We start from the raw sequence: 20,389 nt of genomic DNA on the forward strand, positions 1-20,389 counted from the left end.
GACCAATTTTCAAACATTTATGCATACCCTTACCCGTATGTGTAATTGTGTGATATGATACCACTATGTCATACAAGAAATAATCTGAAAGAGGGTAATGATAAATGGGTAAAAAAATCATTATTGTTGGTGGGGTTGCAGGCGGAGCAACAACAGCTGCAAGATTAAGAAGATTAGATGAAAAAGCTGAGATTATTATGTTTGAAAGAGGGGAATACATTTCTTTTGCTAATTGTGGGCTACCCTACTATATTGGTGGAACTATTGCTGAGCGGGATAAGCTATTAGTTCAAACGGTTGAGGGGATGTCAAGAAAATTTCATTTAGATATTCGTAATTTAAGTGAAGTTATAAAAATCAATCGTGAAAGAAAAACGGTGGAGGTGAAAAATTTAAAAACGGAGGAAGTGTATGAAGAATCCTATGATGTTCTTGTTTTATCACCTGGTGCGAGCCCAATTAAGCCACCAATTCCAGGAATAGAAACAGCTAAATCGCTGTTTACATTAAGAAATATTCCAGATACAGATAAAATTAAGTCTTTTGTTGATATAAAAAAACCGAAAAAAGCAACAGTGGTCGGTGGAGGATTTATCGGGATTGAAATGGCTGAGAACCTTTGGGATTTAGGAATTGAGGTAACATTGATCGAAATGTCTAATCAAATAATGGCTCCAATCGATTTTGAAATGGCTTCGATTTTACACGGTCATCTTCGTGAAAAGGGAGTCAATCTCATTCTTGAAGATGGAGTAGAAGCATTCCAACAACACGGGAAAATCGTGAAGTTAACGAGCGGTCAATTTATTGAAACGGATATGATTATTTTAGCGATAGGTGTAAAGCCAGAAAATCAATTAGCGGTTAGCGCGGGGTTAACAGTTGGACAACGTGGCGGTATCCAAGTGAATGACCATTTACAAACAGAGGATCCAAGTATCTACGCAATCGGAGATGCAATTGAAGTTAAAGACTATATCAACGGTCAACCGACACAAATCCCACTTGCATGGCCGGCCAACCGCCAAGGAAGACTGGTTGCTGATCATATAAATGGAATTGCTGCACGATACAAAGGAACATTAGGGAGTTCAATTGCTAAAGTTTTTGATATGACAGTGGCTTCAACCGGTAATAATGAAAAAACACTAAAACGTTTTGGGATTCCCTATGAAGTTGTCCATGTTCACCCTGGTTCACATGCTGGATATTATCCTGGTGCCTTTCCGATTTCATTAAAGCTCATTTTTGAGAGAGAAACTGGAAAGATTTTTGGTGGGCAGGCTGTATCCTATGATGGAGCAGATAAAAGAATTGATGTCATTACTACTGCTATCAAAGGTGGGCTGACCATTTTTGACCTTCCAGATTTAGAGCTAGCCTACGCACCACCTTATTCTTCTGCAAAAGATCCTGTCAATATGGCTGGATATGCTGCAAGTAATATTGCGGAGGGGTTAGTAGAAACCGTCCAATGGTATGAGATTAACGAAATCGTACAAAAAGGTGGTCTGTTGATTGACGTTCGAGAACCAATCGAACGAGAAATGGGTTACATTGAAGGTTCGATTAATATCCCATTAGGTGAAATAAGAGATCGTTTAGATGAACTACCTAAGGATCAAACTATTTATTTAACTTGTCAAGTGGGCTTGCGAGGATATTTAGGTGCTCGAATACTATCACAAAATGGTTTTAAAGTGAAAAACCTTGATGGTGGATATAAAACATATTCAAGTGTCTATGAACCATCTTTGAAAAAAAATAGTGGAGCAATAATTAATGATTCTGGGATGATTGAAGAGATAAAAGTAGAGTCTGTACAGGTTGAACCAACAGAAACCATTTTAGTTGATGCCTGTGGTTTACAATGTCCGGGGCCCATTATGAATGTGTACCAAACAATGGAAAGAATGAACTCAGGTGATGTTCTTGAGGTACATGCAACAGATCCTGGTTTTGCCAAGGATATTCAGTCATGGTCAATTAAAACAGGCAATACCTTATTAAGTAGTACATTTGAAGAGAAAAAATTTAAAGCTTATATTCAAAAAGGAAGTAAAGAATCAGATAACACTAATCAGACTGGTGTGCAAGCTTCCAAAGATGGGGCAACGATGGTTGTTTTTAGCGGCGACCTTGATAAAACAATTGCATCGTTCATCATAGCATGCGGTGCGGCAGCAATGGGTAAAAAGGTAACCATGTTCTTCACCTTTTGGGGCTTAAACGTGCTAAGACGTAATGATGCCCCACCAGTCCAAAAAGATATAATGGAAAAAATGTTTGGTATGATGATGCCAAAAGGTGTTAGCCATCTCCCACTTTCCAAAATGAACATGGGTGGGATGGGTGCAAAAATGATCAATCATGCAATGGAAAGAAAAAATGTTGATAGCCTAGAAACTTTAATGAAAAATGCCATGGAAGCAGGTGTTAAGCTTGTTGCTTGTTCCATGTCGATGGACATCATGGGGATCAAGCAAGAAGAATTAATTGAAGGAATTGATATTGGAGGAGTAGCAACCTATCTTGGTGATGCCGATGATTCTGGATTGAATTTGTTTATTTAATTGGATATATATTAGACTTCTGATTAATTATCGCTTAAAATCGAAACAACAGAGGTGAGTTAGATGATCTATAATGATAAGTCGATTAATCGATTAAAACGAGCTGAAGGACAAATCAAAGGGATTATGAGAATGATAGAGGAAGGTAAGGATTGCAAGGAAGTCATTACCCAACTTTCTGCAGCAAGATCTGCGATTGACAGGGCGATTGCTGTGATTGTCAGCTCTAATCTCGAACACTGCATTCGCGAATCGATCGATGCAGGCAATGCTGATTCTTCTAAACTTGTTGAAGAGGCCGTTAATATGCTTGTTAAAAGCAGGTAATAGAAGAATGGACGCCTATCCATAGGGATAGGCGTTTTAATTACCGTAAATGTTAATTTTGGCAACGGCCAGCTTGTAAAGGCATATGCTATCAGAAGAAAGGTGGGATAGCATGATTCATACAGTTAAGTCTGGCGAAACACTAGGTATTATATCAGCTAATTATCGAGTTAGCCTTCAACGCCTTTACACTGCGAATCCTGGGGTTGGCCATTTGCATGTTGGTCAAAAAATCCAAATACCTGGTTTGCAGGAGCCAAGTACAATACCTTACATCATTCAAATATCAGTTGGAAAAAGAAAACTTTCTCTTTTTCATAGTGGAAGATTAATGAAAATTTATCCCATCGCAGTTGGAAAGATGCTTACTAATACCCCAACAGGGGATTTCGTAATTGTTAATCGCCAGTTTAATCCTGGAGGACCATTTGGAGTGTTATGGCTTTCCCTTTCAAAGCAGGGCTACGGGATTCACGGTACGAATAATCCAAGTTCAATTGGAAAAGCGGTTTCCCATGGTTGCGTGAGAATGTATAATCGTGATGTATTGCAGCTTGCCGAACTAGTACCGAATGGAACAAGCGTTAGTATTCGCCCCTAAGCTTTGCGAAATCGAAAAAATGCTGATTCTAGGAACGAATCAGCTTTTTTTATTTGGCTCTTTTTTATAGCATTAGGGAAATTTAGTAAGAAAGGCAACAGTATTTGCGAAAACAGCCTTTAATTTTCACTAGCAGCAGCAAGCTTACTTTTTTCAATAGATAGGTTCATTCGAAATGTCCAAATAAAATAGATGGCCCCTAGGCTAATGTAAAAAACGCCTCCTATTAGTCCCATCATTCTCGGAGAAATAAATTCCAACAAAACTCCTGTCATGAACATTGATATTCCCATAAAGGTATTAGCAATAGTTGCTGACCATCCAAAATAAAGACCGTGGAATTTTGAAGGGAGGGTTTGCATAACAGCGGTATCTAGCAATGTGTTCCCCACCCCGCCAAAAATTGTTAAGATTCCAAATAAGACAACAACGAGCACAAAAGAGTTTGCTTGACTGATTCCGGAGAGAATGACGCCTTCAATGAGAAGGCACATAAAAGCAACAGATAGAAATCTTCCTGTTATCCATTTTGTTATCATCGGACTAATAATGAACCCTGTACCTAATACGCTGTACAGAATCCCAACCCCAAGGTCGCCAGCATGAAAAGTCTTAACAGCATAGACGCTTAGCAAAATATTATCAATGCCATTTACTAATGGTACTAGTACATCAAAAGTAATCAACATCAATAGGAAAGAAGATGCCATCACAAGAGGAAGAATCTTTACTGACCCCTTATTTTTTATCCATTCTTTTGTCATTGTTTCATTGGACTCGAGAGTTGGTATGGATCGAATGATGAGACCAGCAATTAAAAAGGATAGGATGTTTAACGAAAAAGCTGCCTTCGGCCCGAAAAGAAAGGAAACAACCCCACCACTAAGTGCCCCAACAATTAACACAAAACCAATTAAGACCTGTTCCCACGAATTTATCTCTTTAATATGTTCAGAACGAACAATTGCAGGGATACTAGATTTTCTTATTGGACCGTATAAGGCTTCACCACTAGCAAGCAGGAACGACCCAATATAGACAATCCATAAATCGTCAGCTGTTTGGATATATAAAAAAGAAACAGCAATCACTGCTCTTGAAAAATCAGTAAATAGTAACAAATTTTTTCTGCCCCATTTTTCTGCAAATTTGTTGCTGAAGGGAGCAAAAAAGAGGAAGGGAAGCATCCTTAAGGCCATCGTTATTCCAACTGATAACCCAGAACCAGTTAAATTTAGTATTAATGCAAGCAAAGCTACTTGACTAAAGCGATCTCCAACCCCATTGATAATACCCGCAAAGAATAATTTTCTGTAGGAATTTTCCTTTTTTATGGTCTGAAACATTTCTAAGTCCTCCCAATAACATTATCATCTAATTAGATGGTTAGCTAATTAGATGATAATAAAAAATGCTGAAAAAAGATAGAGCTATTTTGAAAAAAATAAAATCTCCTAATTTGTAATGGAAGGTATTACAGATATTATTGATGACATTCAAGTTAAGCCACTTTTCCGGATGGAACTAAATTAGTGACAGTGTATGAATCCAATTCGATAAAGAAAACCCGTCGACTGGCGAGCCGTTAGCTGTGAAGATACTTGTTGTGAATTGCTAAAGGAATCCTGTCGCAACATATTATTACTTCAATAATCAATTTTGAATGGCTTCACAAATCGTTGATAGAATATTAGAATATGAACAGTGGGTATTTTCTTACATATACGTAAATTTTCACCTCAGATTGAGAAATAGAGTGGTTTGAAAAAAGTCATACGGTTAGTAAAAAAATAAGGAAAGCAATTCGCCTAATTAGATTGTCTACATGAGGGGAGATTTTTTCTGTTGAAAAAGGTTTACATCATCCACGAAAATAGTGAATGGACAGTACATTTAACGAAGCGCCTAGGTGAACTAGGAGTTCCATATGAAGAATGGCATCTCGATAGCGGCAGTCTGGATCTATCAAAAGAGCCGCCTGAAGGCGTTTTTTATAATCGAATGAGTGCATCCTCGCACACACGGGGGCATCGCTTTGCACCGGAATTTGCTGCACAGGTACTTGCTTGGCTTGAAGCTCATGGGAGAAAGGTATTTAATGGGACGCGTGCCCTACAGCTAGAGGTTAGTAAGGTTGTTCAATACCTTGAACTAAATAAATTTGGGATCCAAACACCTGATACCATTGCTGCCGTTGGAAAGGGACAAATTCTAGAGGCTGCGCGTGAATTTGTTGGAAAACCTTTTATTACAAAACACAATCGTGCCGGAAAAGGACTGGGTGTTCAACTATTTCAATCTTTAGATGGGTTAAGAAATTATGTAGAGGGGCCTGAATTCGAAGAACCAATTGACGGTATTACCTTAATCCAAGAGTACATACAAGCACCTGAAAGCTTTATTACTCGCTGTGAATTTGTTGGCGGGAAATTCGTCTATGCCGTGCAAGTAGATACTTCTGAAGGTTTTCAATTATGCCCAGCAGATGCCTGTCAAATCGGCGATTTATTCTGTCCAGTGGGAGACGATAGAGAAGAAAGGCCAAAGTTTGAAATCATTAATGGTTTTTCAGACCCAATCATTGAAAAATATGCACAGTTACTTGCTGCCAATAGTATCCAAGTTGCCGGTATCGAATTTATCCGAAATGCCATAGGTGAAATTTATACTTATGATATTAATACAAATACAAACTATAATTCGGATGCCGAAGCCAAAGCAGGGAAATTTGGTATGCTAGAGCTTGCAAAATTGTTGAAATCCGAACTAGATAAAATGCCTTTCTTATGATTTGTTTCTATCAGACCCCGAGCCAGTCCCTTAGGTGTGGATTGGCTTTTTTGTTTAATCTCGTAGGACATTTCTTCAAAAGCATTATTTTGAAAAAATAATTTTATAAATCGTGAAACTTTCTGTGGTCTATTTCGTTGGTGTGATGAAAGGGGGAGACATGAAAAAGAACTATAGCTTTGAAGAAATATATCGGCTGTATTTGAATGATTTGTTTTATTACTTGCTCTCCCTAACCAAACAAAAAGAAGCTGCAGAGGATTTGGTGCAGGAAAGCTTTTACCGGGCATTGATTCACCTTGATAGTTATCGTGGTGAAGAAGTACGGCCGTGGCTATTCAGAATTGCCTATAACGCTTTTATTGACTGGTATCGAAAGGATAAACGCTCCCTAGCCCAGGAGATAAAGGAGTGGCAATTGCCTGCAACTCCAAGTGCAGAACAAAAATTCATAGCCATTAATGAAATTTATGAGTGGAAAAAAGGCTTAACAACTTTGCCTGTACCCATGCAGAATATATTAATACTTAGGGATTTCCACGGATTTAGCTATCTGGAAATAGCAGAAATGACGGGTTACACGGTTGGGAAAGTAAAAATGGACTTGTTTCGTGGTCGAAATGAAATGAAGAAAGCGAGGGAGTGATTGCTATGACCTGTCCTGAAATGAAAGCTCTTTGGGAAAAATACATAAATGGGAATGCAACCGAAGAAGAACAAAATCATTTAGAAATGCACCTTCAAGAATGCGAAAAATGCTCAGAATTCTTCAATCAGCAGTTAGATGAAGTTGAACCTAAAGCTATCGATAAAAAGAAAAACCAATTACAGTATATTGATTTTAGTGATTCATTAAGGAAAGCTAAGTGGAAACAGCGATTTTCACTAACATTGTTTATTATTGCAGTCATTATTTTCGTTTTGATCATCGGCACGCTCTCCTCCCAATTTTATTATAGCGGGAAAAAGTTAGAACAGATTAGTACAATTGAAACGGCAGCGGTAGAGAGTTTACTTCCAAATGTTCATTCACAGGGTGGAAGTATGAACAGGAAATCATTTTTTCGAATGGAAAATCAAATGGATTTGGCTAAAAGTATTGGTAATGAAGGAAAATTTGTCGGACAAATAAAGCTGTCGCATTCTTTTAGTAAGGTGAGTAATGTTGAAAAACGATGGAATGGGGGACGATATGATTTAAAACTGTATTTTGTTCATCCTTCTTTAAAAGCTAATGATGATCTTAATCATTGGAATGAAGAGTTTTGGAAGGCAATAGAGAAACTACCTGAAGGTACCGTTTCAGAGGTTGCCCTCTCATTTGATAAACCTTATACCATTGAGGAAATGGATGGGATGCTGTCAAAAGTATTTCTTGATGAACGTAAAATGCCTATATGGTATGCCTTGGATACCGGGGAATCCGATCAAGAAGATCCCTACCTTGGACCAGGACAAGTGTTAGGTTTTTATCGTTATTTTAATTTGGATAAGGAATCTGAAAGTAAAAATTATACAAAAGAGCAGCGAGTAAAAAAGTTGATACAACTTCTCGCCGAAAACGAAGACACCGTTCAAAATATGCAAATTACTTTCGGGAAGCTTTCGCTTAACAACAGCTACCAATATATAAAAAAGAACGGAGTAAAAATCTACGGAGTGGTTTTAACTGGGCCAACAAAGGAATTTCTACAGTTAAAGGATATGGAGCAAATTAAGTTTGCTTCACTTGGAGATGTAGAACTTTGGAATTGGTATGATCGTCCGGTAAGCGGAGAAATGCGATAAATGTCATAAAAAAGGAGGCTGCTCCAAGTAAAGTATAGGGACAGCTTCCTTTTTTTAAAAATAATAATTAAGCTTTTGCAGCTTGAATTTGTAAGTTGATTTTTACTTTTTCAGCTACAAGAACGCCACCAGTTTCAAGAGCTGCATTCCATACTAGGCCATAATCAGAGCGATTAATTGTACCATTTGCAGTAAAGCCAACTTTTTCATTTCCCCATGGATCTTTACCTTGACCTTCAAAGGTTACTGCAAATGTTTCTGGTTTTGTAGTTCCACGAAGTGTTAAATCACCTGTAACATTATATTCACCTTCGTCTGTTTTTTCAATGTTAGTAGCTTTGAATGTCATTGTTGGGTGATTTTCTACATCGAAGAAATCTGCAGAAACCAAGTGTCCATCACGATCTTTATTTCGAGTGTCAACACTTGCAGTATCAACTGAGAATTCAATATTTGCAGTGGTTAAATCAGTTGGATCTGCTTCAATCGTAGCGTTGAAGCTATTGAAAGTACCTTTCACGTTTGCAATCATCATGTGACGAACAGAAAAATCTACACTGCTGTGTGATGCATCAAGAGCCCATTTTGTTTTTGTCATTTTATTTTCCTCCAATTTGTTTTGAAATTATTTATCTTGAAATCGAAATAACTTAATTCAAGATAAATTATATGATGGATGTCACGATATTGTCAATTGTTTTTTTTATAACTTTGGATAAATACGTGATTTTTTTCAAAATTCTCATGATCGATATTTATCAGGAATTTTGATTATTAACATATGAGGGGATAGAGGATAAAATTCTACAAAAAAGAGATTAAAATAAAAAAAACGCCAAATTGGCGTTTTTTGTCTATAAAACCATCTTGAAAATAGAAAAGGTGAATGGTAAAATGGGATTCGGTATAAAAATGTAATAAAATGCAATTTGCATAATAACTCAATAATAACATTAACACATAATTATGGGATTGTCAACTTTTTGAATAAAATTTTATCTGGGGAGTGGTTTCATGAGCGATTTACAAGGCAAGGATTGGCGATTGGAGCAGCAAAGAGTCCAATCAGTTGTAAATGTAATTGAAGAAAAAGTAAAAAAAATAACACGAAATGCCGGTAAAGTGAGCTCAGACGTTCACGAGATACGCAAAACATTTTGGGATGATGTGACCGTCAATATGGAAGAACCGGATGATATCATTGAGACGGCAGCGAGTATTAAACAGCAGGCTGAATTTCTTTCTGAACGCGAGCGGACTCATAAACAATTAAACTACCATCTTAAAACGCTTGCTAGGTTAAAAAACTCCCCCTACTTTGGCCGAATTGACTTTTGGGAAAAAAGGGAAAAATCAGCAGAACAAGTGTATTTAGGGATTGCTTCGTTAATGGATGAACTGGATGAAAATTTCTTAATTTATGACTGGCGTGCACCCATTTCCAGTCTTTATTATGACTATTCCCCAGGCCCTGCCGCATATCAAACCCTTGATGGGAATATCGAAGGGGAAATGGAATTAAAGCGACAATTTATTATTAAGGAATCGGAAATTAAAGGGATGTTTGATACTGGCGTTACGATTGGAGATGAAATGCTACAGGAAGTCCTTGGAACAAACGCCAGTATCCAAATGAAAAGTATCGTCGCCACGATTCAACGTGAGCAAAACCAAATTATCCGCAATGAGCGCAGCAAAGTACTTATTGTTCAGGGGGTCGCGGGCAGTGGTAAAACTTCAGCAGCATTGCAGCGAGTTGCCTATTTGCTCTATCGCCATCGAGATACGTTAAAATCGGAAAACATTATGCTTTTTTCTCCTAACCCATTATTTAATAGCTATGTGGCAACAGTTCTGCCTGAGTTAGGCGAAGAAAATATGCAGCAAGCTACTTTCATGGAATACTTAATCCGTCGTTTGGACCGTGAATTTGATGTCGAAGATTCATTCAATCAATTGGAGTACCTACTTAATGGGGAAGAAGCGGAAGAGTATTCAACTAGAGTTGCTGGCATTCGCTATAAGGGAAGTCTTGATTTTAAAAAAAACATCGATCAATATGCCTCGGACCTATCGAGACACGGTCTAGTGTTTAGGGATTTAACCTTTAGAGGGGATATGTTGATTTCAAAAAAGCAGATTCATGATTATTTTTATTCCTTGGAAACAAGTTATTCTATTCCTAACCGTATGCAGATTGTCAAGCAGTGGTTATTAAAAGAACTAAAAACGGCTGAGAAGCGGGAACGGACAACAGGTTGGGTAGAGGAAGAAGTTCAATTCCTTGACAAAGAAGATTATTTAGAAGTATTCAAGAAGATGCAAGAAAAGAATCGCTTTACTGAAAATACATTTGATGATTTTGAGCAAGAACAACGGCTTCTCACCAAGATGGTAGTGAAAGAAAAATTCAAGCCATTATTTGCTAGGGTAAAAGGTTTGAAGTTCATCGATATACCGAGAATCTATCGCCAATTATTTGAACAAGAATTGGGAGATGCTAAAAGCCTGCCTACAAACTGGGACTCTATTTGCAGTCAAACATTGGATAGATTAAACAATATGGAAATTCTCTATGAAGATACCACTTCCTTTGTATACCTTCAGGACTTAATCGAAGGGCGGAAATCGAATACAGCGATTCGTCATATCTTTATTGATGAAGCTCAGGATTATTCGCCTTTTCAGTTTGCTTTTATTCAAATGCTTTTTCCATATAGTAAAATGACTCTCCTTGGGGACTTCAATCAAGCTATCTTTTCAGGTGCGACAGGATCAACGACGGTTTTAACGGATTTAGACATAAAAGGTGAGGAAGTTGAAACATTTGTCTTAACCAAAACCTATCGTTCTACAAAGGAAATCGTTGAGTTCACAAGCGAGCTGATTGCTGACGGGGAAAAAATTGAACCATTTAACCGGAAAGGAAGGAAGCCTGTTATTGAACGAGTCGGCCGGTGGAAGGTTAACCATCGCATTCTTGAAAAAATTAGTGAGTATCAGAAAGAAGGGCATCGTACGATTGCGGTTATTTGTAGGACGGCAGAGGAAAGTAGACTTGTTTTTGAAAAACTTAAAAATGAAATATCGGTTCATATCATTGAAAAAGGGACGGTTTCATATGAAAAAGGTATCCTTGTGATTCCATCCTATCTCGCTAAAGGGATAGAATTTGATGCCGTAATCGTCTATGATTGTTCACAGTACAGAAGTAAACGTGAGCAGAAATTATTCTATACGGTCTGTACACGTGCTATGCATGAATTGCATATGTTTGCAACTGATGGTCTAAGTCCGTTATTAGAAGCCGTTTCAACGGATAGGTATACATTAAAATAGCTGTATAAAAAAGCTGCAGGATTCATAAGGAATCTTGCAGCTTTTGTTGGTTCATATTTTATTTTTTCCATTGCTTTTGTACCTGTTCAAAAGCAAGGCGTAATATTTCCTCCTCGGATGTGTCCCGGTTGGTGATGACATTTGTCAAATAGCTTCTTCCTTCAAAAGTGATCGTTACTTCTACTTGTACCATATTAACTCAAACACCTTTCTTTATTAATGAAATAATTGTAGAACCAAATTTCCACAACGCTTTATAATATCCAAGAAATATAGTTAGTATGACGATTATTATTCGACATTTCTTTTTTATCCCTGATGGTAGAAGGATCATTAATAATTAGGAAAAAAAACTTCCAAAACGGAAGTTTTTTAAATTTCTATTGCCATAAATTCTTCTGCAAACAATTGAACTTTATTTTTGTCTAGTTTGTTCTTTTTCAGAAATGATTCTGCAAAGACAAGATGGGCTTGTATCGAAACATTTCTTTTTAATTCACGAATTGACACATCACCATTTAATAATTGAATGGCTTTTTCTCTGATGCCTTGATTCTTAGAAGACTTGTAAAGAAGGTAAGCAAGACAGGTAACTTTGTCCACATCAAACACTCCCTATTAATCAAGAATCACACTTTTTATTACTAATTCGCCATAAACTAGGTATTTCCTGCTATTTTTCTAGGAATTTTCAAAAAAATATGACAATTAAGAATGAGTTGTGGACTGATAAATAAATGAATCTTCTAAATGGTTGCGATATTAGGGATAACTTACTGAAAAAAGTAAATAAAATTTCCAGAGAAAACGGAATGATTTGTTGAATATTGCTTATTTGTTGCGATTTTTATATAATATGAAAGGGATTGAAGACAAACGGTTACAATAGGAAATTCTACCCTTTCGTCCCAATCGGGATGGGAGGTTTTTTATTTAGCTATTATGAAAGATACCTTATACATATGATTTAGGAGGAACCGAAATGAAAAAGGCTTTAATTAAAGAGTTGTATAGAAATACGGGAAATTTTGTTGAACAAAAGGTACATTTATCAGGATGGATTCGTACCATCCGAGATTCCAAAACCTTTGGTTTCATTGAATTAAATGATGGTAGCTTCTTTAAAGGTGTTCAAATTGTCTTTGATGAGCAGTTGGTGAATTTCAAAGATATTACCAAGCTGCCAATCAGCTCAACGATTAAAGTTGAGGGAGATTTTATTCATACCCCTCAGGCCAAGCAGCCATTTGAAATCAAAGCAACGAACATTGTTATTGAAGGAATATCAAATGTGGATTACCCGCTACAAAAGAAAAAACATTCCTTCGAGTATTTAAGGACAATCGCACATTTAAGACCAAGAACCAATACATTCTCAGCAGTTTTTCGTGTAAGATCGCTTGCTTCGTATGCTATTCATAAATTTTTCCAAGAAAAAGGATTTGTTTATGTTCACTCACCTATTATCACCGGCAGTGACACAGAAGGTGCAGGGGAAATGTTCCGTGTGACAACATTAGATATGGACAATCTTCCTAAAAATGAAGACGGAAAAACTGATTTAACTAAGGATTTCTTTAACAAAGAAACAAACTTAACTGTCAGTGGACAACTTTCTGCTGAGGCATTTGCGCTTGCATTTCGTAATGTTTATACATTCGGACCGACCTTTAGAGCGGAAAACTCGAACACGGCAAGACATGCGGCAGAATTTTGGATGATTGAACCTGAACTGGCATTTGCTGAGCTTCCAGACATCATGGATCTTGCTGAAGAAATGGTGAAATATGTAATAGGGTATGTACTTGAACAAGCTCCTGAGGAAATGAATTTCTTTAACAGTTTTATTGAAAAAGGATTGCTAGATCGCCTTAATAAAGCCCAGACAGCTAACTTCGGCCGTGTGACTTATTCGGAAGCAATCGAATTATTAATGAAGTCCGGGGAAGCCTTTGCCTATCCTGTTGAATGGGGTCTTGATCTACAGACAGAGCATGAACGTTATTTATGTGAAAAGGTTTTTGAAAGGCCTGTTTTTGTTACCGATTATCCTAAGGAAATCAAAGCTTTCTATATGCGCTTAAATGAGGATAACAAAACTGTTGCCGCAACCGACCTTCTAGTCCCAGGAATTGGTGAACTAATAGGCGGCAGCCAGCGTGAGGAACGTGAAGAAATATTGGCTGGAAAAATCAAAGACTTGGGTATGTCTGAGGAAGATTATTGGTGGTACCTGGAATTAAGAAAATACGGTGGTACGAAGCATTCAGGCTATGGCATAGGTTTCGAACGTTTAATTATGTACCTAACAGGAATGTCCAACATCAGAGACGTCATTCCATTCCCAAGAACGACTGGGAATGCCGAATTTTAGAGGTTGATAAAAGGAGACCAATTCAGTGGAATCGGTCTCCTTCTTTTGTTGGTTCTTAATTTTTATAAATTTTGTAATTCTTCCTCGAAATAAAAGGTGCCTGGGTGTTCTTTAACGATATATGAATACCTCTTCATATTTTTTACATATTGCCATTTTAATATCGTAACAACCTCACCCGTTTGTTTAATGTTGACAGTCTGCCCATGATTGTAGCGGTTATTTGAGTTTTTCAATTTTAACACCCCTTTTATAATCCAACTTAAGTATAACACAAATGAATGAAATCTTTTGTAACTTCATGTAATCAGAGTTATTTAGGATATAAAAAAGCCCGCACCTTTCCTTTATTATGCAACTATGATATTCTTTATAAAAGTGAGGTGTCGTTTTGACAAATTATAAAGCAAAAAAGAGTAACCTCAAAGAATTACTATCAAAAAGTGGAATGGACTTGGAGAGTTTGGAAAGGAATACAAATATTCCTAGGAGTCAACTTGATGAATACTTGTCCAAGAGAATTATGAATTTAAATAATGCGATGACAATTTCTAAAGAGTTAAATTGCCGGATTGAAGATTTATATGTTTGGACAGCCGAGGAAGCATAAACTTAAAAAACAGACTCCATTGTTGAGTCTGTTTTTTTGTCTATTCAGGTTCTATATTAATTGTTTTAATAAAATTAATTTACAAATGAATAAAATTTATTTTATTTTTATTTTTTATAAATAAATTTAATTAAATACTTTAATTTTTAATCAATGTAATGTATGATATGGTTAAAGAAGGAAAGGAGAGAAATATGTCTTATCCACTTATTACGAATTGCCCAGTTTGCAGCAAACAATTAACCATTACCAAGCTAGAGTGTGCTCAATGTCATACGGTAGTGGAAAATAAATTTCAATTAACAAAACTTGCATCACTTGCCCAGGAACAGCTTCACTTTATTGAAATTTTCCTCAAATGCCGTGGAAATATTAAGGAGGTTGAAAAGGAATTAGGAATTTCTTACCCAACTGTTCGGGGGAAATTGGACGACATTATTTCTTCGCTTGGTTACACAACGAGCAAGAAGATAGAAATCGATAAGAAAAAAATCGTTTTGATGCTGGAAAAAGGTGAAATTACCGCTGAAGAAGCCATTCAATTATTAAAAGAGGGGGAATCTTAAATGAAAGAAGAAATTTCAAGAGTGTTAACAATGGTTGAAGAAGGCAAGCTGGATAAGGAAAAAGCGACAGAATTAATCAATGTATTGCAGGGGAAAGATCAACCGATTCCACTTAAGAAGGAAACCTCCTACTTAAATAAAATGTTGAAAATCCGTGTTACCTCGGAACAAGGCGACAATGTAAATGTGAATTTACCGATAAAATTAATTAAGGCTGTATTAAAAGTGGGAACGAGTATCGCTGAAAGAATTCCTGAAGCGGAAAAGTATGTTAAGGACATTAATGTCGACTTGTTAATTGAGGCTATTGAAAATGAAGTAGATGGACATATTGTCGATATTACCTCGGCAAATGGAGATAAAGTATTTGTGGTGATTGAATAAACTTATGCTCAAAGTCCATGTGAAACTAAAAGATAAAAAGTTTACCGTTCCTATTCCCTATCCAGTTTTAAATATTTTTGGCAGTGTTATTTCTTCGAAAAGGTTAATTAAATTTATTAATACGGCCATTGAAAAAGAAGGGAAAAAATTTGTATTACCCCAAATTGATAGAAAAGACCTAAAACCATTGCTTCGGGCACTATTAGAAAATAAAGGTTTGCTATTGGTTGAGACAAAATTAAAGGACGGTACAGAAGTCACTGTTAAGTTATGAAGTATTATTTCCGATTCAGATATAATGCTTTTTTTTACTTAAAGCAAAAGCACGCAAATGGTTGCGTGCTTTTGTTCTAATATAAGAATTTATAACATTGGACTTCGAGAAATGTCCAGCTCCAGGCACCATCGGCTAGTGTACTTCGCTCTTCTCCCTACGATAAGTCAACATCGGTTCGCTCCGCTCACCGTGTTTCCTTTATCTCAGTCGAAGCGCTCCAGTCCATACGCCGATAGGCTGGCGCCTTGCGCTTTTCTTGTGTTAATTATTCAAATCACAATCTTGTAATCGGATTATCTTTGTTTTCTTAGTGAATTTATATCCAAGCCATAAAATAAGGAATAATGGCAGTCCGATATAGGATACAAGAACACCATTCCAGTCAATATGGTTACCAATAAAGGCCGAATAGTTTTGACCTAAAACAACAAATCCACAAACAACAAAAGCGAAGATTGGCCCGAATGGGAATAACTTTGCTTTAAACGGTAACAGGCTCATATCCTTACCTTGAGCAACAAAGGCTTTACGGAAGCGATAGTGACAAATCGCGATTCCGAGCCAAGCGATAAAGCCAGACATACCTGAAGCATTTAATAACCAAACGTATACCGTACCGTCTCCAAAAAATGAAGCAAGAAAGGCTAGTGACCCTACCAAAGTGGTTGCAATTAGTGCATTTACTGGTACACGATTTTTATTTAATTTACCAAGAAATTTTGGTGCTTTTCCTTCGCGTGCCAAATCCCAAAGCATCCGTGTTGAAGCATACATTCCGGAATTACCCGCTGATAATACCGCAGTTAAAATAACGGCATTCATAACCGAAGCAGCAAAGGCAATCCCTGCTTTTTGAAAAACAAGAGTAAATGGTGAGACTGTAACATCTCCATTGGCTAAATTTCCATTCGTATAAGGGATGAGCAGTCCAATAACAAGAATAGCTAATACATAGAATAATAAAATTCTCCAGAATACTTGTTTCACTGCACGAGGAATGGCTTTTGCAGGATCTTCTGTTTCCCCGGCGGCAACCCCTAAAAGTTCAGTTCCTTGGAAGGAGAAGCCCGCAGCCATAAAGATGCCCAGCATCGACATAAAGCCGCCATGGAAAGGGGCATCACCGATTGTGAAGTTTTTAAAGCCAATAAAGTGGTCACCCATAATTCCAAAAATCATCAATGTTCCGGTTACGATAAAGATAATTACAGTAACTACTTTAATTAAGGAGAACCAATATTCCGCTTCCCCAAACCCTTTGACTGACAAATAATTTAATAGGAACATAATAACTAAAAAGACTGCACTCCATAGAATGGAGGGTGTATGAGGAAACCAAAATTTCATAATCATTGTCACCGCTGAGAGTTCAGCAGCAATCGTAATGGCCCAGTTATACCAATAATTCCAACCAAGTGCAAAGCCGAGGGCAGGATCAATAAATTTGGTTGCATACGTGCTAAAGCTTCCAGCAACCGGCATGTACGCACCCATTTCTGCTAAGCTTTGCATTAAAAAGTAAACCATTACACCAATAATTAGATATGAAAGAATAGCGCCCCCGGGACCTGCAGAATGAATAGCTCCACCACTTGCAAGAAATAGACCAGTACCAATAGTTCCGCCCAGAGAAATCATCGTTAAGTGACGTGATTTCAAGCTACGTCTTAATTGATTTGTATCTTCTGTAGGTGTATGGACTTTAGTATTAACATCATCTTTAAGTGCTCTAGCTGTTTGCATTGTCATGACTCCTTTTTATTAATTTGGAAGGAGTTATTTGGAATAAAAAATGCCATCGAAGTAGAATCGATGGCATTGTAAATACCCCGCATCATACCTTCCGAAAGATAGCTCAACACGTAAGACTGGTAGGGTCATACGTGACAGTTCTGTTCCTATTCGGAGACAGCCCCAGCATGATTATCATGAGATGAAAATCACACTTCGGCAGCTTTTCCTTTCCAACGGAGTCAGGGATGTCTCTTGCATCTCGTCCGATGTACTAATAAAAACTGCGACCTCTACCTCATCGGTTTGATGAGGATTTATCATATGAATTTTAATATATTACTAAAGTATAAATATTAATTTGAATTTGTCAATAGAAAAATTGCCAGCTTTTTAAATACTATTGTGAAAAAACTATCATTTTACATTGAATGTGAGAATCGTTATGATTTATTAAATAAAATAGTGCTGGTATTGGAGGGAACATTATGCAGCTAGTGGGAATGATTACAGGTTCTCTTATTATTGTGATGTCATTTAACCTTTTCTTAATTCCTCACGAGGTGTTAAGCAGCGGTATGAGCGGAATTTCTATGATTTTAGGAATGATTACCCCCGTTAATACAGGCTTGGCCAACTTCCTGTTGAACTTTCCTTTATTAATTTTGGGGTATAAGATGCTAGGGAAAAAGTTCGTCATGAATTCCATCTTTTCGGTGCTAATCATTTCATTGGGGCTATATATAGTTCCAGTATTTCCAATCGCTAAGGATACAATTCTTTCCTCCATATTTGGCGGGGCTTTAACAGGGCTTGGTGTAGGAATTGTGTTTCGTTGTTCAGGATCCACTGGAGGATTCGATATAATTGGAATGATTGTTGCAAGAAAAAAGGATTTTCCAATTGGTGTATTGCTCTCAGGGATGAATGCCGTTGTCATCGTCATCAGTGGATTTTTGTTTAATTGGGATACTGCACTGAATACATTGGTATCTATCTATGTCACCGGTAAAGTGGTGGATGCCATTTATACCGATCATGCAAAGTTAACTCTCATGATTATTACAGAATATGGGCAAGAAATGAGAGAACATTTACTGACCAACTTGTATCGGGGCCTGACGATTATGGATGGTGTTGGTGGCTATTCAAATGATAAACGAAATGTTTTAATTACGGTAATTTCTAGGTATGAATTGAATGAAGTCAAAAACCTTATTTCTGAAGTGGATCCAACTGCATTCGTGAATATTACAGAAACAATTGAGGTTATGGGTCTGTTTCATAGGCCGAGCCCATAATAACAAAAAGGCTTGCACAAATAAAAAGTGCAGGCCTTTTTCAAATTGTTGTCTAGCTTATGAATTTTTCCTGTTCTTAACCCATTCCATCAAGACATGGATAACTTCTTTTAGTTCTTTACCAACAGGAGTTAATTCATATACGACTATTTTAGGACAAGTATTCAAAATATTTTTGACAATCAACCCCTCACTTTCTAAGTCACGCAAACGTTCTGTTAATAGCCGATCTGAAATTCCCGGAATAGAGGAAACGATTTCATGGTATCGTTTCGGACCATCAAGCAGAGAATAAATAACAGCTCCCATCCATCTCTTACCGATAAATTCGATGGCACTGTGAAAATTGGTGCATATTTGTTGTATTTCTCTTTTATTTTTAGATAAACAATTGTCGGTCATATGCAAATACCTCTTTTAAACTATTCTTTTCTATTCTAATAATAACATACCCAAAATACTTGACCAAATGGACTTACTAATAGTAAGATGGCCATGTACTTACTTTTAGTAAGTTGATAAATCCTAGGAGGCAACAATCATGCAAACGGTATTATCTAAAAGTTTATCTGAAGTGATTAATGAACGTCACTCCGTCAGAAAATATGATTCAACTTTTAAAATTTCACAAGATGAAATTAAAGAAATTCTTAAAGAAGCAACAAAAGCTCCATCATCTAGCAATCTCCAGCCTTGGCGCTTTATTGTAATCCAAGACCAAGATGTAAAAAAAGAACTGAGAGCGATTGCAAACAATCAAGAGCAGGTTGAAACTGCATCTGCTGTGATTGCAGTCCTTGGCGATAAAGAAATGTATAAAAATGTAGAGAAAGTATATCGCGGTGCTCATGAAGCAGGATTTATGGACGAAGCAAATATGCAGCGTTTAATTGAGAGTACCAATAGGACGTATCCATATGCCCCGGAAGAAGTCAGGAAAAATATTGCTTCTTTTGATGCAGGGCTAATTTCCATGCAATTGATGTTGATTGCAAAGGATAGGGGTTATGACACAGTTCCAATGGGCGGTTTTAATAAGGAACAATTTATCCAGAAATTTGATGTTCCAGATCGCCTTTTCCCTATTGTGTTGATCTCCTTGGGGAAGGCAGCTGAACCTGCTTTCAATACGACTAGATTACCATTAGAAGATGTTTTGATTGATTATATCTAACAAAAATAACCCCAATCTTTTGGGGGTAGATTGTCGAGAAAGGGTATATTTCTCGGCAATTTTTTAATGATGAATTGGCCTGCTAACTGGCCTGTTGATTTCCGCTCTGGGCACTCGCTTTCCGCGAGGGGGTTCGGGAGCTCGTCTAGCTGCAGCGCCTAGCCCCTCGAGGTCGCTTCGGTCCTGCCGCTGAAGTCAAAGAACGACTTCAACGTCAGGCCCTCCAGCGCTTGTCGGGGCTGGACAAGGCGCTTCCGCTTTTCCTTCTCCTCGGCTCCTTTGGAGCCTGCGGGGTCTCCCGTGACCTCTCTATCCCGCAGGAGTCGAGTGCCCTCCGCTCCAATCAACAGGGTGGCAAATCAACCTAATGAATTGCAACACACTTTTTCTAACCTGGCTAAGTGTGTCGCTATCTTTTTTATATTTTGGCAGGCTGCCGTAAGTAGAGCCTGTTCACTTGCATTCTTTAAGCGGCGGTTATCATCACTATAATAAGGGCGAACTTTTTCAAGAAGAAACGAAAAATCAATATATTTATCAATCAAACGAAGGAG

22 protein-coding genes and 1 riboswitch are annotated in these 20,389 nt (G+C 37.3%); of the genes, 14 read left to right on the forward strand and 8 right to left on the reverse strand.

Annotated elements, in window-relative coordinates:
- Positions 1–104: 104 nt before the first annotated feature.
- From RTR43_RS21055 to RTR43_RS21065, 3 genes are all read left to right on the forward strand, one after another.
- Entirely contained in the window at positions 105–2,573 is a 2,469-nt protein-coding gene (locus tag RTR43_RS21055; protein ID WP_312474849.1) for a CoA-disulfide reductase, read from the forward strand.
- Between the two features lie 63 nt (positions 2,574–2,636).
- Positions 2,637–2,900, forward strand: a complete 264-nt coding sequence (locus tag RTR43_RS21060; protein ID WP_312474851.1) for a metal-sensitive transcriptional regulator — start codon at positions 2,637–2,639, stop codon at positions 2,898–2,900.
- Positions 2,901–3,012: 112 nt separating this feature from the next.
- The gene (locus tag RTR43_RS21065) at positions 3,013–3,501 is read left to right on the forward strand and encodes a L,D-transpeptidase family protein (RefSeq protein WP_312474854.1); all 489 of its coding nucleotides are present in this window, start codon (positions 3,013–3,015) and stop codon (positions 3,499–3,501) included.
- Between the two features lie 119 nt (positions 3,502–3,620).
- On the opposite strand, the gene RTR43_RS21070 is transcribed toward RTR43_RS21065, so the two are convergent.
- Entirely contained in the window at positions 3,621–4,847 is a 1,227-nt protein-coding gene (locus RTR43_RS21070; RefSeq protein WP_312474856.1) for an MFS transporter, read from the reverse strand.
- Positions 4,848–5,346: 499 nt separating this feature from the next.
- Between RTR43_RS21070 and RTR43_RS21075 the strand changes: the two genes are divergently transcribed.
- From RTR43_RS21075 to RTR43_RS21085, 3 genes are all read left to right on the forward strand, one after another.
- Positions 5,347–6,291 carry an ATP-grasp domain-containing protein gene (locus RTR43_RS21075; RefSeq protein ID WP_312474860.1) on the forward strand — a complete coding sequence of 315 codons (945 nt, stop codon included), beginning with the start codon at positions 5,347–5,349 and terminating at the stop codon, positions 6,289–6,291.
- Positions 6,292–6,451: 160 nt separating this feature from the next.
- Positions 6,452–6,937 carry an RNA polymerase sigma factor gene (locus RTR43_RS21080; protein ID WP_312474862.1) on the forward strand — a complete coding sequence of 162 codons (486 nt, stop codon included), beginning with the start codon at positions 6,452–6,454 and terminating at the stop codon, positions 6,935–6,937.
- A 5-nt stretch (positions 6,938–6,942) separates the two neighbouring features.
- Entirely contained in the window at positions 6,943–8,079 is a 1,137-nt protein-coding gene (locus RTR43_RS21085; RefSeq protein ID WP_312474864.1) for an anti-sigma factor, read from the forward strand.
- 67 nt (positions 8,080–8,146) lie between these two features.
- Here RTR43_RS21085 and RTR43_RS21090 read toward each other — a convergent pair whose 3' ends face one another.
- Complete coding sequence (locus RTR43_RS21090) at positions 8,147–8,677, reverse strand: YceI family protein (protein WP_312474866.1); 531 nt, start codon at positions 8,675–8,677, stop codon at positions 8,147–8,149.
- A 416-nt stretch (positions 8,678–9,093) separates the two neighbouring features.
- Between RTR43_RS21090 and helD the strand changes: the two genes are divergently transcribed.
- Positions 9,094–11,418 (forward strand): RNA polymerase recycling motor HelD, encoded by a 2,325-nt coding sequence (helD, locus tag RTR43_RS21095; RefSeq protein WP_312474869.1) that lies wholly within the window; start codon positions 9,094–9,096, stop codon positions 11,416–11,418.
- A 58-nt stretch (positions 11,419–11,476) separates the two neighbouring features.
- On the opposite strand, the gene RTR43_RS21100 is transcribed toward helD, so the two are convergent.
- Together RTR43_RS21100 and RTR43_RS21105 are read right to left on the reverse strand one after the other, a co-directional pair.
- Positions 11,477–11,611, reverse strand: a complete 135-nt coding sequence (locus RTR43_RS21100; protein ID WP_248734575.1) for a BA3454 family stress response protein — start codon at positions 11,609–11,611, stop codon at positions 11,477–11,479.
- A gap of 179 nt (positions 11,612–11,790) precedes the next feature.
- Positions 11,791–12,021, reverse strand: a complete 231-nt coding sequence (locus RTR43_RS21105; protein WP_312474875.1) for a hypothetical protein — start codon at positions 12,019–12,021, stop codon at positions 11,791–11,793.
- 379 nt (positions 12,022–12,400) lie between these two features.
- Here RTR43_RS21105 and asnS point away from each other — a divergent pair, with 379 nt between their 5' ends.
- Entirely contained in the window at positions 12,401–13,792 is a 1,392-nt protein-coding gene (gene asnS, locus RTR43_RS21110) for an asparagine--tRNA ligase (RefSeq protein WP_312474877.1), read from the forward strand.
- A 62-nt stretch (positions 13,793–13,854) separates the two neighbouring features.
- On the opposite strand, the gene RTR43_RS21115 is transcribed toward asnS, so the two are convergent.
- Positions 13,855–14,028, reverse strand: coding sequence for a hypothetical protein (locus RTR43_RS21115; protein ID WP_312474879.1), 174 nt, complete (start codon positions 14,026–14,028; stop codon positions 13,855–13,857).
- Positions 14,029–14,183: 155 nt separating this feature from the next.
- Between RTR43_RS21115 and RTR43_RS21120 the strand changes: the two genes are divergently transcribed.
- The 4 genes from RTR43_RS21120 to RTR43_RS21135 all read left to right on the forward strand — a co-directional run bounded on the left by RTR43_RS21120 (position 14,184) and on the right by RTR43_RS21135 (position 15,626).
- Positions 14,184–14,402: a helix-turn-helix domain-containing protein gene (locus RTR43_RS21120; protein ID WP_312474881.1), complete on the forward strand. Its 219-nt coding sequence runs from the start codon at positions 14,184–14,186 to the stop codon at positions 14,400–14,402.
- Between the two features lie 194 nt (positions 14,403–14,596).
- Entirely contained in the window at positions 14,597–14,968 is a 372-nt protein-coding gene (locus RTR43_RS21125; RefSeq protein WP_312474884.1) for a DUF2089 domain-containing protein, read from the forward strand.
- The gene (locus tag RTR43_RS21130; RefSeq protein WP_312474887.1) at positions 14,969–15,352 is read left to right on the forward strand and encodes an SHOCT-like domain-containing protein; all 384 of its coding nucleotides are present in this window, start codon (positions 14,969–14,971) and stop codon (positions 15,350–15,352) included. It abuts the gene before it with no gap.
- Positions 15,345–15,626, forward strand: coding sequence for a hypothetical protein (locus tag RTR43_RS21135; RefSeq protein WP_312474889.1), 282 nt, complete (start codon positions 15,345–15,347; stop codon positions 15,624–15,626). The genes RTR43_RS21130 and RTR43_RS21135 overlap by 8 nt, the downstream gene beginning before the upstream one ends.
- A gap of 264 nt (positions 15,627–15,890) precedes the next feature.
- Here RTR43_RS21135 and RTR43_RS21140 read toward each other — a convergent pair whose 3' ends face one another.
- On the reverse strand, positions 15,891–17,372 hold the full coding sequence (locus tag RTR43_RS21140) for an amino acid permease (RefSeq protein ID WP_312474893.1): 1,482 nt from the start codon (positions 17,370–17,372) through the stop codon (positions 15,891–15,893).
- Positions 17,373–17,472: 100 nt separating this feature from the next.
- A riboswitch (Lysine riboswitch) is annotated at positions 17,473–17,664 on the reverse strand.
- A 184-nt stretch (positions 17,665–17,848) separates the two neighbouring features.
- Here RTR43_RS21140 and RTR43_RS21145 point away from each other — a divergent pair.
- Positions 17,849–18,661 carry a YitT family protein gene (locus RTR43_RS21145; RefSeq protein WP_312474896.1) on the forward strand — a complete coding sequence of 271 codons (813 nt, stop codon included), beginning with the start codon at positions 17,849–17,851 and terminating at the stop codon, positions 18,659–18,661.
- Positions 18,662–18,718: 57 nt separating this feature from the next.
- Here RTR43_RS21145 and RTR43_RS21150 read toward each other — a convergent pair whose 3' ends face one another.
- Positions 18,719–19,063 (reverse strand): winged helix-turn-helix transcriptional regulator, encoded by a 345-nt coding sequence (locus RTR43_RS21150; protein WP_312474900.1) that lies wholly within the window; start codon positions 19,061–19,063, stop codon positions 18,719–18,721.
- 139 nt (positions 19,064–19,202) lie between these two features.
- On the opposite strand from RTR43_RS21150, the gene RTR43_RS21155 reads away from it, so the two are divergent.
- Positions 19,203–19,835, forward strand: a complete 633-nt coding sequence (locus RTR43_RS21155) for a nitroreductase family protein (protein ID WP_312474902.1) — start codon at positions 19,203–19,205, stop codon at positions 19,833–19,835.
- Positions 19,836–20,194: 359 nt separating this feature from the next.
- Here the strand turns inward: RTR43_RS21155 and RTR43_RS21160 are convergent.
- Positions 20,195–20,389, reverse strand: a 195-nt coding sequence (locus RTR43_RS21160) for a hypothetical protein (protein WP_312474905.1), incomplete at its 5' end; no start/stop codon positions are given.

Origin of the sequence: Neobacillus sp. (genome assembly GCF_031988165.1) — a bacterium.
Taxonomy (GTDB): Bacteria; Bacillota; Bacilli; order Bacillales; family Cytobacillaceae; genus Neobacillus; species Neobacillus rhizosphaerae.